General features: G+C 46.6%; 16 protein-coding genes. 5 read left to right on the top strand and 11 right to left on the bottom strand.

Annotated features, from left to right (window positions below; translation table 11 throughout):
- The first annotated feature begins 5 nt into the window (after positions 1-5).
- From WH43_RS01110 to WH43_RS01090, 5 genes are all read left to right on the top strand, one after another.
- A complete protein-coding gene (locus tag WH43_RS01110) occupies positions 6-995 on the top strand; it encodes an anti-phage deoxyguanosine triphosphatase (protein ID WP_286049383.1) in 990 nt (329 codons plus the stop codon).
- A gap of 165 nt (positions 996-1160) precedes the next feature.
- On the top strand, positions 1161-2198 hold the full coding sequence (locus WH43_RS01105) for an alpha/beta hydrolase (protein ID WP_053422815.1): 1038 nt from the start codon (positions 1161-1163) through the stop codon (positions 2196-2198).
- A gap of 14 nt (positions 2199-2212) precedes the next feature.
- Entirely contained in the window at positions 2213-3106 is an 894-nt protein-coding gene (locus tag WH43_RS01100; RefSeq protein WP_053422814.1) for a LysR family transcriptional regulator, read from the top strand.
- 178 nt (positions 3107-3284) lie between these two features.
- The gene (locus tag WH43_RS01095) at positions 3285-4094 is read left to right on the top strand and encodes a hypothetical protein (RefSeq protein ID WP_053422813.1); all 810 of its coding nucleotides are present in this window, start codon (positions 3285-3287) and stop codon (positions 4092-4094) included.
- A 57-nt stretch (positions 4095-4151) separates the two neighbouring features.
- Positions 4152-4715 (top strand): DUF1349 domain-containing protein, encoded by a 564-nt coding sequence (locus WH43_RS01090; protein ID WP_053422812.1) that lies wholly within the window; start codon positions 4152-4154, stop codon positions 4713-4715.
- On the opposite strand, the gene WH43_RS01085 is transcribed toward WH43_RS01090, so the two are convergent.
- From WH43_RS01085 to WH43_RS01035, 11 genes are all read right to left on the bottom strand, one after another.
- Entirely contained in the window at positions 4710-5207 is a 498-nt protein-coding gene (locus WH43_RS01085) for a GNAT family N-acetyltransferase (protein WP_152342752.1), read from the bottom strand. The two genes, WH43_RS01090 and WH43_RS01085, sit on opposite strands and share 6 nt — an antisense overlap.
- Before the next feature lie 81 nt (positions 5208-5288).
- Positions 5289-5693 (bottom strand): hypothetical protein, encoded by a 405-nt coding sequence (locus tag WH43_RS01080; RefSeq protein WP_053422810.1) that lies wholly within the window; start codon positions 5691-5693, stop codon positions 5289-5291.
- Between the two features lie 137 nt (positions 5694-5830).
- Complete coding sequence (gene prpF / locus WH43_RS01075; RefSeq protein WP_053422809.1) at positions 5831-7024, bottom strand: 2-methylaconitate cis-trans isomerase PrpF; 1194 nt, start codon at positions 7022-7024, stop codon at positions 5831-5833.
- A gap of 8 nt (positions 7025-7032) precedes the next feature.
- Positions 7033-9621 (bottom strand): Fe/S-dependent 2-methylisocitrate dehydratase AcnD, encoded by a 2589-nt coding sequence (acnD, locus tag WH43_RS01070; RefSeq protein ID WP_053422808.1) that lies wholly within the window; start codon positions 9619-9621, stop codon positions 7033-7035.
- An 81-nt stretch (positions 9622-9702) separates the two neighbouring features.
- Positions 9703-10830 (bottom strand): bifunctional 2-methylcitrate synthase/citrate synthase, encoded by a 1128-nt coding sequence (prpC, locus tag WH43_RS01065; protein WP_053422807.1) that lies wholly within the window; start codon positions 10828-10830, stop codon positions 9703-9705.
- 84 nt (positions 10831-10914) lie between these two features.
- On the bottom strand, positions 10915-11808 hold the full coding sequence (gene prpB / locus WH43_RS01060; RefSeq protein ID WP_053422806.1) for a methylisocitrate lyase: 894 nt from the start codon (positions 11806-11808) through the stop codon (positions 10915-10917).
- On the bottom strand, positions 11801-12487 hold the full coding sequence (locus tag WH43_RS01055; protein WP_053422805.1) for a GntR family transcriptional regulator: 687 nt from the start codon (positions 12485-12487) through the stop codon (positions 11801-11803). The genes prpB and WH43_RS01055 overlap by 8 nt, the downstream gene beginning before the upstream one ends.
- A gap of 133 nt (positions 12488-12620) precedes the next feature.
- A complete protein-coding gene (locus tag WH43_RS01050; RefSeq protein ID WP_053422804.1) occupies positions 12621-13334 on the bottom strand; it encodes a DUF4386 domain-containing protein in 714 nt (237 codons plus the stop codon).
- An 84-nt stretch (positions 13335-13418) separates the two neighbouring features.
- Positions 13419-14567, bottom strand: coding sequence for a GGDEF domain-containing protein (locus WH43_RS01045; RefSeq protein WP_053422803.1), 1149 nt, complete (start codon positions 14565-14567; stop codon positions 13419-13421).
- Between the two features lie 571 nt (positions 14568-15138).
- On the bottom strand, positions 15139-15918 hold the full coding sequence (locus WH43_RS01040; RefSeq protein ID WP_053422802.1) for a TatD family hydrolase: 780 nt from the start codon (positions 15916-15918) through the stop codon (positions 15139-15141).
- Positions 15919-15970: 52 nt separating this feature from the next.
- Positions 15971-16297, bottom strand: coding sequence for a PilZ domain-containing protein (locus WH43_RS01035; RefSeq protein WP_053422801.1), 327 nt, complete (start codon positions 16295-16297; stop codon positions 15971-15973).
- Between the last annotated feature and the right edge of the window lie 8 nt (positions 16298-16305).

Here is a 16305-nt window from a genome sequence, read left to right as displayed (position 1 = left end):
AACACATGACATACACTTTTACTAAAAATAGTGGGTGTTCATTTCCTTTTGGCCACGGGGGTGAAAAGGCGCTAAACGCCTGCATGCAGAAATTTGGAGGTTTTGAGGGCAACGGCCAGACCTTACGTATTGTCGGCAAACTGGAACCTTACACCGCCAGCGGCGGTATGAATTTAAGCCGCCGTACTTTGTTGGGTTTATTAAAGTATCCGATAGTACAACCAGCTCCTGCCCACGTTGAACAAGGCCTGACCGTTAAACCCTGCAAAGCCATTTATGCAACAGACAGTGATTTGCTCGACTGGATCTTAAGCCCATTATCAACAGCTGATCGTGAAGCTTTTCAGCGCACCGAAACACTGGATAAAGCGCCTTTCTTAAAGTCTCTGCATAAATCTTTAGATGCCTCCATTATGGAGCTGGCGGACGATATAGCTTACGGCGTGCATGATCTGGAAGATGCGATAGTTACAGGCACTGTAACTCTGGAGCACTGGCGTCGTCTGGCCGAGCCTGAAATGGCAAAACTACCTGCTGATATTGCCAGCGCGTTAAAACATATCAGCCAAAAATTATTTATACCCGAACATCATATTCGTAAAGACGCTATAGGCGCTTTGGTGAATTTACTGATCACCAGCATTGAGCTGTATCAGTCGCTGCCGAACACTCAAGACCCATTGATCCGATACAATGCCCGGCTGCCAGAGCCGCAGCAACAGTTGTTGCAACTGCTGAAGACCTTCGTCTATGAGGCGGTGATCTTATCGCCGGAGGTGCAAAGAGGCGAATACAAAGGCCAGCAAATTGTCCGTTCCTTGTTTGAAGCCTTTAGTTCAGAAGCACAACGTTTATTACCAGCCAATACAAAAAATCGCTGGCTGAGCGCAGACAACGATCAGGCGCAGATGCGCATTATTTGTGATTATGTATCTGGCATGACAGACGAGTATGCACTGCGTATGCATCAGCAATTATTCGCTGCATCTTTGTAAGTTTTATTTTATATAGTTCTATACCCAAAGTAATTGGAGTTGCAGGGAGGCGACAAGAGCGTGAGACCCCAGGAGCATAGTTAACCTATGTGACTGGGGCTTGAGCTCGCAGTCAACAAAGCAGCGGCTTCAAGTACGAAGGGTATATGCGAGGGAAAAAACCGGGTGACACAGTCGACACTAAGAGTACTGGCAGGAGCCACAGCTTTTGAGCATGTACAGCAATATGGTTTACGTCAGCAAGACATTGATTTGGTATTGGGAGCAAGCGGTGGCCCTAAATGGTTTTGCTTATTTGGCTTGGACCAGTATCTATTCGGTGAGTTTTTTAAGGACAGAACCTCAGCTTTATCTTTAGTCGGCAGTTCGGCTGGCGCCTGGCGTTTTGCCTGTGTCACACAGCAAAACCCTGCTGCTGCCACAGAACGTTTTGCTAAAGCCTACAGTAGCTTATGTTTTCCAGCTAACGCCAGTATTGATGAAATTACGGCCACTTCAGCTTCAGTTCTGGATCAGGTGTTTCCGAGTGATGATGCTATTGTGCAGGTATTAAATAACCCTGTGCTGCAACTGAATTTTATTGCAGCCCGCGAAGTAAAAGTCCGAAAATCAGAACGCAAGGCTGCGCAACTGCGACGTTTAATGCTGGCGGCTGGCGCTAACCTGCTCAAACCTGCCTTGCTGCAAAAATTTTATAAAAGAGTGGTGATGCAAAACCACAGTAACCCAACTTTACTGCAGCGAGTACCCCATGAGGCTTATCCGCTGACTCTGGATAACTTTAAAGCGAGTTTACTGGCTTCAGGTTCTATTCCTATGGTGATGCACCCCGTCAAAGATCTGGCAGGCTTACCTGCAGGTTTATACATGGACGGTGGTTTGCTGGACTATCATCTGCCGCTGCCTTATCAGCAGGAAGGTTTGATTTTATATCCACACTTTTATCCGTACCTGATCCCCGGCTGGTTTGATAAATCCCTGCCCTGGCGTCGTGCCAAAGCAGCGCAGATGGACAAAATGATCCTGCTATGCCCGTCCAGCTCCTGGGTGAAGTCTTTGCCCTATGGCAAAATTCCGGACCGTAAAGATTTCGATAAACTCACAGATACTCAGCGTCTTAGGTATTGGGCTACAGTTCTGGAACGCTCAAAGGAGCTGGCGGACGACTTAAAATCCGGCAATTACCTGCTGGAAAAAATCTAGTAAGGTGGCGATCTATGGATAAACTCAGAGCTTTGACTGTGTTCCGCCGGGTGGTTGAACTCGGTAGTTTTAAAGCGGCAGCCGATGATTTGAATTTATCCAAAGCTGCTGTCAGTAAAAATATCTATGAGCTGGAAGACTACCTGCAAAGTCCGTTGATCCAAAGAACCACTAGAAAACTGCATGTGACGGATCAGGGCAAATCCTATTACCAGCAGATCTGTCAGGTGTTGGACAGCCTGGCACAGGCCGATCTGTCTGTGCTCGAGTCCGCTGACTCACTGAAAGGTAGTTTAAAAATCAGCGTACCTATGTCATTAGGTCTTGTCGAAATTAATCCGCTACTTTGTGCATTTATGCAGCAACACCCTGCTCTTGCGATAGAGCTGTTGATGACGGATCACTATATCGACCTGATGGAGCAAGGTGTGGATATTGCCGTTCGGGGAGGTGCGACACTGGCGGATTCCAGTTTGCGCTCACGTAAACTGACCGATATAAAACGAGTGCTTTGTGCCTCTGCAGATTATCTGAGACGATCCCCGCCTTTGCACAGTCCTGCCGATCTGAGCCAACATCAGTGTCTGGTTTATAGTTTATCCTCGTCAGCTCGACGCTGGAGTTTTAAAAAACAACAGCAACAACAAGATGTTGAGTTACCAGTCAGTCGTTATACCGTCAATAACGGTTTGGCCTTGGCACAAACGGCAAAACTGGGCCATGGCATAGCATTATTACCGGAGTATTTTGTCAAACAGGCGCTCGCTCAGGGTGAGCTGCAACAGGTACTACCGGATTGGCAGACGGAACAGCATTCGCTGTACATCATTTATCCTTATCACAAAGAGCAATCTCAAAAAGTCAGAGCTTTTATCGATTTTATGCTACTGCACTTTAGTCAAATATGAGGCTAAATCTCAGCGAGCCACTGGGTATGGGATAACAGCCAAGCTCTGAGAACCCATCCATAGTTCACCATAAGTAAACAATTCATCCACCAAACCGCTATTTATATTGAATTTAGTAGAAATTATACTGACTCAGAACACAGCAGTTTTTTATTTTTCTGGATCAGGAGATCTCCGAATGAACCTTTGGCACAAACTAATGGCAGTGGCTTTACTCTCAAGCTTGCCATGGACTCAAAGCACAGCACAAACTCACTCTGACAGCGGACAATTAACCTTGTCCTACAGCGATGGCAGACCGGCAACTCAAGGCCTGGAGCAGGTCAATCAGGTATTGAGGTCTATTGGTGTCAGAGTCAGTACTGTGGCAATACCACCACAGGCAAAAGCTGTAATAGCTCAGGCAAAACAGCGGGCGCTAACTAAACAAGAGAGCGAGCAGTTGATTGCGCACTTTGCGTTGCACAGAGGTGATCTACTGGAGCAGATCAAATTAGCGGGCCGCGAGGCTGCAGCTCCACGAGGTGGTTTTTTATCCACCTCAGAAAAAGGTGTGGCGCCTTACCCTAAGGTCTACGATATGAAGGCGATGGCACCGGAACTGGTGCATTATCTGCAGAAAAAGTTTGGTAAGCTACATGTCAACAGTGCCGACAATGGGGTAGGCATTGATGAAGTCATGACTATAGTGTCGGGTGGCGCCTGGACCTGGTTTTTTGTATTACCTGACAATACTACGGCTAAACTGACCTTAGGTTATGTACCAGCGGATGGTGACGCCTGGCGTATCAGCTATCCGGGTTTAGTACCTCATGGCGGTTTCTTCGACGCGCCTTATGGTCTGGTTGTGGCATATGCGCATGGGCCAGAGCATTTTGTGATGCGTTATGAGGAGCCCGCTGTACAAGGTGCAGAAACGCTGGGCACCAATCCCTGGATTAACTTTAATGATGAAAAACCTGAATTATTAACTCAGATAAAACCCTAGCGTCAAAACAACAAAAGCCGGGCCTTTGACCCGGCTTTGCTAGTCAAAGGAGATAAAATGGCAAACTCTTCTCAATGGTTCAACCCGCCCAAGCAGTATTCGGACGGGCCACTGCTACGATTTACCACAGCAGCCCGCACAGACTTTTGGCAACATACGCATTATCACTTTTACCGCGACAATGGCCATTTCTATTATTGGCAAAGTACTGCTGAGCAGTTATCTCTGCTTGTTGAAGTACAAGTAAACGCCAATAGCAAGTTCGATCAGGCTGGTATTATGCTGAGAAAAGATGCCCATAATTGGTTAAAAATCTCAGCGGAATGGCTATCAAAAGACCAGGCAGCGCTGGGCTCAGTGAATACACAAAACGGAAAATCAGACTGGGCCAGCCAAAGCATCAAACCAGCGACAAACTGGACCTTAAAAGTTGAAATTTCACAGCAGGACGCTGTGATCTTCGCCTTACTGGGCGAAGAATGGCAGCAACTGAGAGTATTGGATATCAGCCATATCAGAGATAAAGACGAGATTTGCATTGGTATTTACGGCTGCAGTCCGGATGGGCCGGGCTGCGAGGTCAGGGTTCAACGAATCGAGTTTCACGAGTCGGTTTTATAAAGAGTAGAGCATATAACTGGCAATCTCAGGTAAATAAGTCTTCAGAATAGCCTGCTGATCCGCACTTAAATTCACGACTTTGACAAAACCTTGTTTTGCCCAATAGCTTTCAGCACCCTGCACAGCAACCAAAGCCATCGCCTGCAAGCCCATGCCTTTGGCTTCAGCTCTGGCATGAGCCAGTAACTTCGGAGCCAAAGACTGGCCGCGAAACTCACTGGAAATCGCCATATCATGCAGATACAAACAGTTAGCGTTTTGATACAAAGGAAAAGCCGCAGCTAAAGGCGTGATACTGCCAAGCACAGAAGGATAAGCCAGCAGGTACCCCGCCATCTGCTGGTCAACAAAATAACCCCAGCAGGTTTGATGAAACACTGAAATCCGCTCAGCCATCACAGTCGCAGATTCAACCAGTTCCTGGCTGTAACAATTCTGCTGCACCTGCATAAGTTGAGGCACATCAGCAGCGGATAAAACGGTTATAGCCATCAGATACACCAATAAAAATGCCACCAGCTCTTAAAGAGACAAGTGGCTTCTCAGACAACAGACTCCAGAGTATATCGAGTTTTAGTTCAGACTCTTTAACAGCGTCTGATCTAAACCATCTCCGGTTAATAACTTAACTATGGCTTTGCAATGATCCAGCGTGAAATCACCTTCACTGATTTGCAGGTTTAAGGCTTCACGGCGTTTTTGCACTACACCGGACAAGGTTTTATTGTCAGCGTCTGCGCCTTTTAATTTCTGCTCTAACTTAGTCAGCCATGGATACAGCTGCTTTTCTGCATCATAAGCCTGCTGGCGAATTTCCGGATGATAGTCTTCGCAGGCATTGAGATTTAACAAGTAAAAATTCAGATAACCGGCAACGGTCAGATACTGGTAGTCTACTGTTTCAGCTTTCACTGCAGAAGACAGCGTTGCAGAACTTAAACATAAAGCGGCGAACAGACTGTAACCTAACTTCTTCATCTAAGGCTCCCCTAAAAAATCGTAAATTCGATAATCAATCTACAGAGAATAACCTGCCTTTTCAACAAGGCAGGGTATTTATAAGCCGTAAATTTAGAATTTAGGTTACGGCTTATCAGTTTTGTATTTAGGTGAGATTAAAACGTCTCAGCAGGCACCCGCACCCAACCTTCCATCAATACCCTGGCACTACGGCTCATGATAGCTTTGGTGACTTTCCACTCGCCAGCTACTAATGCCGCTTCAGCCCCAACCCTTAAAGTGCCAGACGGATGACCAAAACGTACAGCTTTACGTTTTACGCCACCAGCGGCCTGATTGACTAAAGTGCCCGGAATTGCAGCTGCAGTGCCTATAGCCACAGCAGCAGTGCCCATCATGGCATGGTGCAATTTGCCCATCGACAAAGCCCGCACTACTAAATCCATATCTGCTGTAGTCACGGCTTTACCACTGGACGAAACATAATCTGTTGCTGGCGCGACAAAGGCTATCTTAGGCGTATGCTGACGGATTTTAGCTTCGTCTATATGTGCAATTAAACCCATTTTCACCGCACCATAAGCGCGGATAGTTTCAAACATAGCCAAAGCTTTGGCATCGCTATTAATCGCATCCTGCAGCTCAGTCCCTGTGTAACCAATATCTTTGGCATTAACAAAAATTGTCGGAATACCGGCGTTGATCAGTGTGGCTTTAAATGTACCTACGCCTGGCACGTCCAAATCATCCACTAAGTTACCCGTCGGGAACATAGAGCCACCGCCCTCGCCGTCTTCATCAGCAGCTGGGTCGATAAATTCCAGTTGCACTTCAGCGGCCGGGAAAGTCACCCCATCCAGTTCAAAGTCACCACTTTCTTGTACTTCGCCGTTGATCATCGGCACATGAGCAATAATGCTTTTGCCAATATTAGTCTGCCAAATCCGCACTGTAGCTTTGCCGTTTTGTGGAATACGGCTGGCATCGACTAAACCTGCACTGATGGCAAAAGAGCCGACCGCTGCAGATAAATTGCCGCAGTTACCGCTCCAATCAACAAAAGCTTTATCGATAGAGACCTGGCCAAACAGATAATCCACATCATGATCGGCCTGGCTGCTTTTGGCTAAAATCACAGTTTTGCTGGTACTGGACGTCGCGCCGCCCATACCGTCAATTTGTTTACCGTACGGATCAGGGCTACCAATCACCCGCAGCAGCAGCGCATCACGCGCTGCTCCTGGAGTTTGTGCTGCCTCCGGCAAATCCTGCAAACGGAAAAATACGCCTTTGCTGGTGCCACCACGGATATAAGTGGCCGGTATTTTAATTTGTGGCAAATAGCTCATAGTTTTCCCTACACCTTAGCTTCAAGGAAGTCTTTGGCAAAACGCTGCAACACGCCACCGGCTTCATAAATAGACACTTCTTCCGCTGTATCCAAACGACAAGTTACTGGCACCTGCAGCACTTCACCATTTTTGCGCGTCACCACTAAAGTCAGAGTTGTGCGAGGTGTACGTTCACCTAAAACGTCATAACTTTCTGTGCCATCCAACCCTAAGGTTTTACGGTTCACCCCTGCTTTAAACTCCAGCGGCAATACCCCCATACCCACTAAGTTGGTACGGTGAATACGCTCGAAGCCTTCAGCTACTATGACTTCAACACCTGCTAACCGCACGCCTTTGGCCGCCCAGTCCCGGCTGGAACCCTGACCATAATCAGCACCAGCAATAATGATCAAAGGTTGCTTACGCTGCATATAAGTTTCAATGGCTTCCCACATCCGGGTGACTTTACCTTCAGGCTCAATGCGGGTTAAGGAGCCTTGTTTGACTTTGCCATCCACTACGGCCATTTCGTTAATCAGCTTAGGGTTGGCAAAAGTAGCGCGCTGCGCTGTTAAGTGATCGCCGCGGTGAGTAGCATAAGAGTTAAAATCTTCTTCCGGCAGCCCCATTTTATGCAGGTATTCACCAGCCGCGCTGTCCATCATGATGGCGTTAGACGGCGATAAGTGATCTGTGGTGATATTATCGCCAAGCACGGCCAGCGCCTTCATGCCTTTCATAGTGCGCTCACCAGCCAGTGCGCCTTCCCAATAAGGTGGGCGACGGATATAGGTGCTTTGCGCACGCCAGTCGTACAGCGGACTGATTTTTTCGCCGTAATCGACTGACAGAGCAAACATAGGCTCATAGACTTTGCGGAACTGTTCAGGTTTCACGCTGCTTGCCACTACGGCATCAATTTCAGCATCGCTTGGCCAAATGTCTTTTAAGCGAATTTCGTTGCCATCTTTATCCAGCCCCAGCACATCTTTTTCGATATCAAAACGAATAGTACCGGCTATGGCATAAGCCACAACCAAGGCTGGTGAGGCTAAAAATGCCTGCTTAGCATACGGATGAATACGGCCATCAAAGTTGCGGTTGCCAGACAATACAGCTGTGGCGTACAAATCACGCTCGATCAGCTCTTTTTGGATCACTGGATCCAAAGCACCACTCATGCCGTTACAGGTAGTACAGGCAAAAGCCACAATACCAAAACCTAAGCTCTCTAAGTCGCCTAATAAATTGGCTTCTTTTAAATACAGCTCGACCGTTTTAGAGCCAGGTGCTAAGGAGCTTTTTACCCAGGGCTTACGGCTTAAACCTTTGGCCTTGGCGTTGCGCGCCAATAAGCCAGCCGCTATGACGTTACGTGGGTTACTGGTGTTGGTGCAGCTGGTAATAGCAGCGATAATAACAGCGCCATCCGGCATTAAGCCCGGCTCGTTTTCTACTACACCACTAATACCTTTGGCGGCTAAATCGCTGGTGGATACCCTGGCATGAGGATTGGAAGGACCAGCAATAGTGCGGCCGACACTGGATAAATCAAAACGAATCACACGCTCGTATTCTGCTGTTTTTAAACTGTCGGACCATAAACCTGCAGTTTTGGCGTAGGTCTCTACCAATTTAACTTGCGCTGGTTCACGGCCTGTCAGGGTTAGATAATCCAGAGTTTGCTGATCGATAGAGAACATAGCGGCAGTAGCGCCATATTCCGGCGTCATATTGGAGATCGTAGCGCGGTCACCTAAACTTAGGCTGCTTGCGCCTTCACCAAAAAACTCCAGATAAGCAGACACCACTTTTTCTTTGCGTAAGAACTCAGTCAAAGCCAGCACAATGTCTGTTGCCATAATGCCGGGCTGTGCTTTGCCGGTCAGCTCCACGCCAATAATATCTGGCAGACGCATCCAGGAGGCACGGCCTAACATCACGCTTTCCGCTTCTAAGCCGCCTACCCCAATAGCAATAACACCCAGCGCATCCACATGAGGCGTATGGCTATCGGTTCCCACTAACGTATCAGGGAAAGCCACGCCATCTATGGCGTGGATCACAGGCGACATCCGCTCTAAATTGATCTGGTGCATGATGCCGTTGCCTGGTGGTATCACATCGACATTTTTAAAGGCTTTTTTGGTCCAGTTAATAAAGTGGAATCTGTCGTCGTTGCGTCTGTCTTCAATAGCGCGGTTTTTCTCAAAAGCATCTTTTTCAAAACCAGCATGCTCGACAGCCAAAGAGTGATCAACAATCAGCTGAGTGGGCACTACGGGGTTTACTTTGGCTGGATCGCCGCCTTGCAAGGCTATCGCATCACGCAGGCCAGCTAAATCCACTAAAGCGGTTTGACCTAAAATATCGTGACAGACCACACGGGCCGGAAACCACGGAAAATCCAGATCCTGCTTGCGGTAAATCAGCTGTTTTAACGAATCAGTTAAAGTCGCTGGATCGCAGCGGCGCACTAAGTTTTCTGCATGAACACGGGAGGTATAAGGCAATTTGGCATAAGAGCCCGGCTCAATGGCGTTGCAAGCCGCTTCGGCATCAAAATAATCCAGGTGAGTGCCTGGTAAGTTTTTACGGTAATTAGAATTCATGGCGTGGCCACTCAGTTAAATTGTTTACATTAGATCCAACAAAAGCCCACTAAGGGCTTTTATTATTTGGGTGTTTCTTGCTTAACGGCTTGATAGTGGCTTCACACTGCGTGGTTCCACACCTGTATATTCCGCACTTGGGCGAATAATACGGTTGTCGGCACGTTGTTCCATCACATGGGCTGCCCAGCCTGTTAAACGTGAACAGACAAAAATAGGCGTAAACAGCTTGGTTGGAATACCCATGTAGTTGTAAGCCGAAGCGTGGAAGAAATCTGCGTTACAGAACAGTTTTTTCTCGCGCCACATCACCGCTTCGCAGCGCACAGAAATATCGTACAAGGAGGTATCGCCGTTAGCTTTACCGAGCTTTTCTGACCATTCTTTGATCACCGCATTACGTGGGTCAGACTCGGCATATATGGCATGGCCAAACCCCATGATTTTTTCTTTCTGTTCCAGCATGCCCATTAACTTGGTTTCGGCATCATCCGGATTATCCATCTTTTCAATCAGTTCCATCGCCGCTTCGTTGGCGCCACCGTGCAGAGGGCCACGTAATGAACCAATAGCGCCTGTGATGCACGAGTGCATATCACTTAAAGTGGAAGCACAAACACGGGCTGTGAAAGTAGACGCATTAAACTCATGCTCAGCGTATAGAATCAACGACGAGTTCATTACATCTGTGTGCAGCTGAGTTGGTTTTTCACCATGTAAAGTCCAGAGGAACTGTTCAGCAATAGAATCGGCCGCTGTTTCCACTTCGATACGCTGGCCTTTATGGCTGAAGTTATACCAGTAGTTAATTAAACCAGGGAAAATCGCCAGTAAACGGTCGGTCGCATCTTGCTGCTGGGCGAAACTCTGCTCAGTTTCTAAGTTACCGAGCATAGAACAACCGGTACGCATTACATCCATAGGATGAGCAGAAGCAGGAATACGCTCCAACACTTCTTTGAGTGCCTGTGGCAGGTTACGCATCGCCTTTAAACGTTTTTTGTACGCAGCCAGTTCAGCTTCGTTCGGTAACTCGCCTTTTAAAATCAGGTGCGCTACTTCTTCAAATTCACAGTGAGCGGCTAAGTCTTTCACGTCGTAACCACGGTAAGTCAGGCCTGAACCTGTTTTGCCTACTGTGGATAAAGCGGTTTTACCTGCGATTTGGCCACGTAAGCCTGCGCCTGATAATTCTTTTGCGTTCGCCATCTTGTCTCTCCGTTTTTAATTTGTTCTGTTGATTTATTGAATGCTGTTTGGCTGTTATTAGTTATTTTTTGGTCGCCCAACTTTTTATTTAGAGCTTTTACCTTCGGCAAATAAAGCGTCTAATTTCTGCTCATAACTGTGATAGTTCAGGAAGTCGTAAAGTTCAGCACGGGTTTGCATGCTGTCGACTACTGCTTTTTGATCGCCGTTGGCCAGAATAGACTCATACACATTCAGTGCAGCTTTGTTCATTGCGCGAAAGGCACTTAATGGATAGAGCACCATATCGACACCCACGCCAGCCAGCTCAGCTTTATTAAACAATGGCGTTTGGCCAAACTCAGTGATATTGGCAAGCACTGGTACTTTCAGTACCTTGGTAAAGGCCTGATATTGCTCCAGCGTATACACAGCTTCAGCAAAAATGGCATCAGCACCTGCGGCTTCACAGGCTAAAGCGCGCTCGATGGCGGCGTCTAAACCTTGTTGTTGCAAGGCATCAGTGCGCGCCATAATAAAAAAGTTCTCGTCTGTTCTGGCATCGACTGACGCCTTAACGCGATCGACCATTTCTTCCAGCGATACGATTTCTTTGTTTGGTCTGTGACCACAACGTTTTTGCGCCACCTGATCTTCAATATGAAAACCTGCGGCACCGGCATTGGTCATTTCTTTCACTGTACGGGCAATATTAAAAGCACCGCCCCAACCTGTGTCTGCATCCACCAGCAATGGCAATTCAGTAGCACCGGTAATACGGCGGATATCTTCACAGACATCGTTTAATGAAGTCATGCCTAAATCCGGTAAACCAAAAGAGGCATTGGCCACACCGGCACCTGATAAATACAAGGCTTTATGACCCACACGTTCAGCCATCATGGCGGTGTAGGCGTTAATAGTGCCCACCAGCTGTAACGGATGATTGTCTTTAATTGCCTGACGAAGCAGAGCGCCAGCGCTTTTTACATTAGCCATGTGAAATCCCCTGTTGAAGTAACTGTTGTTCAATATTGCGTTTTGATGCGGCGATATGACGGCGCATAAGTAAGTCGGCAAGTTCGCCATCACGGTTAGCAATGGCATTAATAATAGCTTTGTGTTCGTCAAAAGCCCGCGATACCCGAGGGCCATTCATGCCAAGCTGCACTCTGTACATCCGCACAAGAAAATACAGCTCGTCACTTAAGATATTAATCAGATAAGGATTTTTACTGCCCAAAATCACCCGGTAATGAAAGTCGACATCGCCGGCTTCCTGGTAGTAACTTTCTCCTTCGCGCACCCGTTGTGTCGACAAATGCTGATCAAGTAGCGCTCTGACTTCGGCAATTTCCTGCTCTGTCATATGCTCTGCTGCCAAACGACAAGCTAAACCTTCAAGCTCTTCACGCAGCTGATACAAAGAACGTAAACCTTCAATCGACAGTTTGACCACACGGGCACCAGCATTGGGTGTACGTTCTATCAGATGGCAGCGCTCTAAACGCGCTAAGGCCTCACGTAGCGGTGCACGGCTTAAGTCATAGCGTCGTGCCAGTTCTGGCTCACTGATCTTGGTACCAGCAGGAATGTCACCTTCCACTATGGCGGTGCGAATTTGCACTAACACCCGGTCGGCGGCAGTAATAGCTTCTTTAAATTCAGTAGCAAGCATCAGATTGTCGACAATAACTGGAAGTTAGTTACGTTTTACGCCTAGAATCGGCTTTGGTCAAGCTAAAGCGAGATGTTATGTCGACATAAAGACTAAAGTACTAGAGGAAGTTGTATGGATTTATGGACGGGCTTTATATGCTTTGCTGCCACTTCTGCCCGTTTACACCTTTTATAATCATCCACAGGCTAAGAGTGAGTTCACCTGCTAATACCGGCAGCATAATCCAGGGGAATAGTTGTGCAGCCATCTCTGGAGCCAGCAATAACGCCAGACTGTTGATCAAATAACATAAACCCGCTATTGCTAACATCACGCCAATAAAAACAGGGAAAAAACCAGACTTGACGATCAGATAACCGCGCAGTAGACAGGCCAAAGCGAAAAAAATCAGCCCTATGCCAAAACCGTAAGCGTGCAGCTGAATAGCCAGAGCAGACCAGGCCGCTAATTGCTCTGAAGAGAACACTGAAGCTGCAGCCGTTCCACCCAATAACAGCAAAGGGATCACCAACAACAACTTATTTGCAACTAACATCGCTGTTTGGATCAGGTTAAAAAAAGTAGCCGCCAGATTTAACCCCGCATTGACTCGCTTAAACAGCAAATAGAACAATACGATAACGGGAATATCCAACAGCTGCATAATTAAATCCCCTACTATGCCAAGAGCCCATAAGGTAGGTGCAGCGGTAATATTCTGCGCTGTAGCAGTAGCGTCGGCCGGTACCACTAAAGATCCTCTGACCATCAACTCACCAAAAAGCCCTAATGCAATAATAGCCAGATAAAATAATCCCCCAAGACGCACGTAAAGCTGTGGCATCTCTTTAAAGGTTGAATTCATCTGGAACCTCACTAAAAGCTGAATGATTGGTTTGATGGGTTAAGGCTAGAGCACAACTTTAGACTAAAGTGAACAAGGCATGCGTTACAACGCTTCTGCTTCAAGTACTTTATTACGCCCCAGCATCTTTGCCTGATATAAAGCTTCATCCGCTCTTTTTAGCAACAAGGCTCCGTCTAATTTCTGTCGTGTCGATACCCAACCCATGCTCACAGTGATTGGGATTTCTTCCTGAGCTTTCACGGGCTGTTGAAGAAAGGTTTGTCTGAGTTGCTCAAGTTTGCACCTGGCTTGTGGTGCATCGACATTGGGCAGACATGCCAGAAACTCTTCACCCCCAATACGGAACAACAAATCATAATTTCTAAAATGTTGTCGAAGTAGCTCTGCAATGTGCTGTAGTGCAACATCACCGGTTGAGTGACCGTAAGTATCGTTAATGCGCTTGAAGAAATCCACATCCAACATCATCACAGTTATCGCTTCACCCTGACGAATACAACGGCTTATCTCTTTATTTAAAATAGAGTTGAGGTCATTTCTGTTTAATAAACCAGTCAGAGGATCTGTGTTTGCTTTACGTTCAAGCTCTTTTTGTTGTGACTCAACTAAAAGCAGTAAACAACTGGCTAATAAGCCAGAACAATAGATTGTAAAAGCAAACCAGCCAAACTGATGAACTATGAGATGCTCAGCCAACTGCGATATTTCTAATTCAAACAGTACATAAAGCAGCCCTCTGCTGAACAGTTGCAGTACGTTGAATATCAACACCGCTTTAAAAACAGTGAAGGCTATCGTCGATTTGTTCACAGACTGCAGCGCTTTGAAACTTAGCGCATTCAACATAATGATCAGCAAATAATTTGCGATCAGGCGCATAGCCATCTCTGTTTTAAAAGGTTCGAAAAAACTCAGGCTAAAAGAAAGCAGCACTGGTATTGCAAACCAGACCACTCTGAAATGCAGCTTGCAGAGTGTCAGAACTCCCAGCAAAACAATACAATGCAAACCGACAGTCGCCGCATTTGCCAGTGCTGGCATTAAATAAATGGGCAAAGTAACAATATTATTTACTATACCAATCAGTGAGTTGAGGGCTAAGCATAATCCTGCCAGACTAAAGATCCTAAAATGCTTTAGCTCAGTACTGTTTTTGCTATACAAAAAGAGACTTAAAAAGAAACTCAAACCCAGCAGTAGATTCACTGAGCTGATCGTCAAAATATCCATAGGTAAACATCGTCCTTGATACTGCCAACCCTACTGCAAAGCTGCACATAAATAAATTAGACATAGTCCAGCTTCATCGGAGCAAAACGCAAATCCAGATGGTTTATAACATATAAATTGACCTCAATCGACAGGACAAAAGTCTAGCCAAAAAACTTCAGCTACTTTTACAGCGAACTAAACCCACTCAACTTCAAACCAACCCTGACTTTGCAGTTTTTATTAGATTAATTTTTTCTAACATTAATGATATGTAAAAACTTTAGCTTCTATAGCAATAGTGCGACAAAGCTCTTCAGTTTGCTGCAAAAGCTTATTTAGCCTGAGGTGGAGTGGATAACTTGGGGATAACTGCGGTATAAGATCAGGATAAGTTTGGGCTTCTGTTTCGGATTGAAGCACTTAATAGACTAAGTTCAGTGCAGGAAATTTTTACAGCTTTGTCTACACTCAAAACCAGTAAGTAAATCTGTTTGTCCTCTTTGGTTCCGTATAGCGCACGGCTCATTTAGATGAGCCATTCCCCTAAGCCCAGAATAGATCCCTTGATTCTGGGCTACTTTCTCTTCAATTAAGCTTTCTTAACTGATTGAAATAGCTGATAAAAGTTTGCTGAGGTTTGTTCTGCCAACAATTCGATACTGACATTACGTTGCTCTGAAATACAAGCAGCCACTGCGCTGACATAAGCCGGTTGGTTAGTTTTGCCACGGTAAGGCACGGGGGCTAAATAAGGCGAGTCAGTTTCAATGAGTAAGCGGTCAGCCGGAATTTGCCGCGCTACAGCACGCAGCTCATCGGCGTTACGAAAGGTCACAATGCCGGATAACGAAATATAAAAACCTAAATCCAGAGCAGCTTTTGCAGTATCCCAGTCTTCAGTAAAACAATGCAATACGCCACCGCAGTCAGCTGCACCACCAGAGCGCAATAAATCCAGTGTGTCAGCTCTGGCATCGCGGGTATGTACGATCAAAGGTTTTTTAAGTTCACGGCCAACAGTAATATGAGCGGCAAAAGCCTCTTGCTGAATGGCTTTGCTGTCCGGGCTATAAAAATAGTCCAGACCGGTTTCACCTACGGCCACTACAGCTGGATCAGCGCAATAACGACGCAGTAGTTCGATATCGATTTGATCTTCCTGATGCAGCGGATGTTCACCACAAGACACTGAGACCTGCGGATAAGCGGCTACCAGCTGTTTCATTGCAGGAAATTCTTTCAGGCTGACTGAGACACACAACATATGCTCAACTTTGGCTGTAGCAGCTTGCTGTAATACTTCAGGCAGGGTCAGAGCTAATTTGTCCCATTCCAGACGGTCGAGGTGGCAATGTGAATCAACAAACAAAAGACTTCTCCAAAACATTCACTAAAAACAGCCAGAAGTTGGCTTTATATCTTTAAAGGCTGTAGGTAGGCTCGGTCGAATCGAGCATACCTCCTAATAATTTCTCAATTTTATCCTGCAACTGAAACTTATCGTCGATAAAAGCCACACCAATGCCTGCGGGCGTCGAGCTTTGTGCACCTTGTGGTGTCAGCCAGGCCACTTTGCCTGTCACTCGCAGAGGTTCGAGCGCGTCAGGCAAAGTGACCACTAAAGATAACGAATGCCCCATACGGTAGGGCCGCGCAGTACGCACGAACAAACCGCCATTTTTCAGAAATGGCATATAGCAGCGATACAGCTCTTTTAGCTCAGTAAAATCCAGTTGGATTTCGTCCACAAGTAGCT

The organism is Rheinheimera sp. KL1 (assembly GCF_001275035.1).
Lineage (GTDB): Bacteria > Pseudomonadota > Gammaproteobacteria > Enterobacterales > Alteromonadaceae > Pararheinheimera > Pararheinheimera tangshanensis.
The sequence above is the reverse complement of the archived record's forward strand: the minus strand, read 5'-3'. Positions and strand labels throughout refer to the sequence as shown.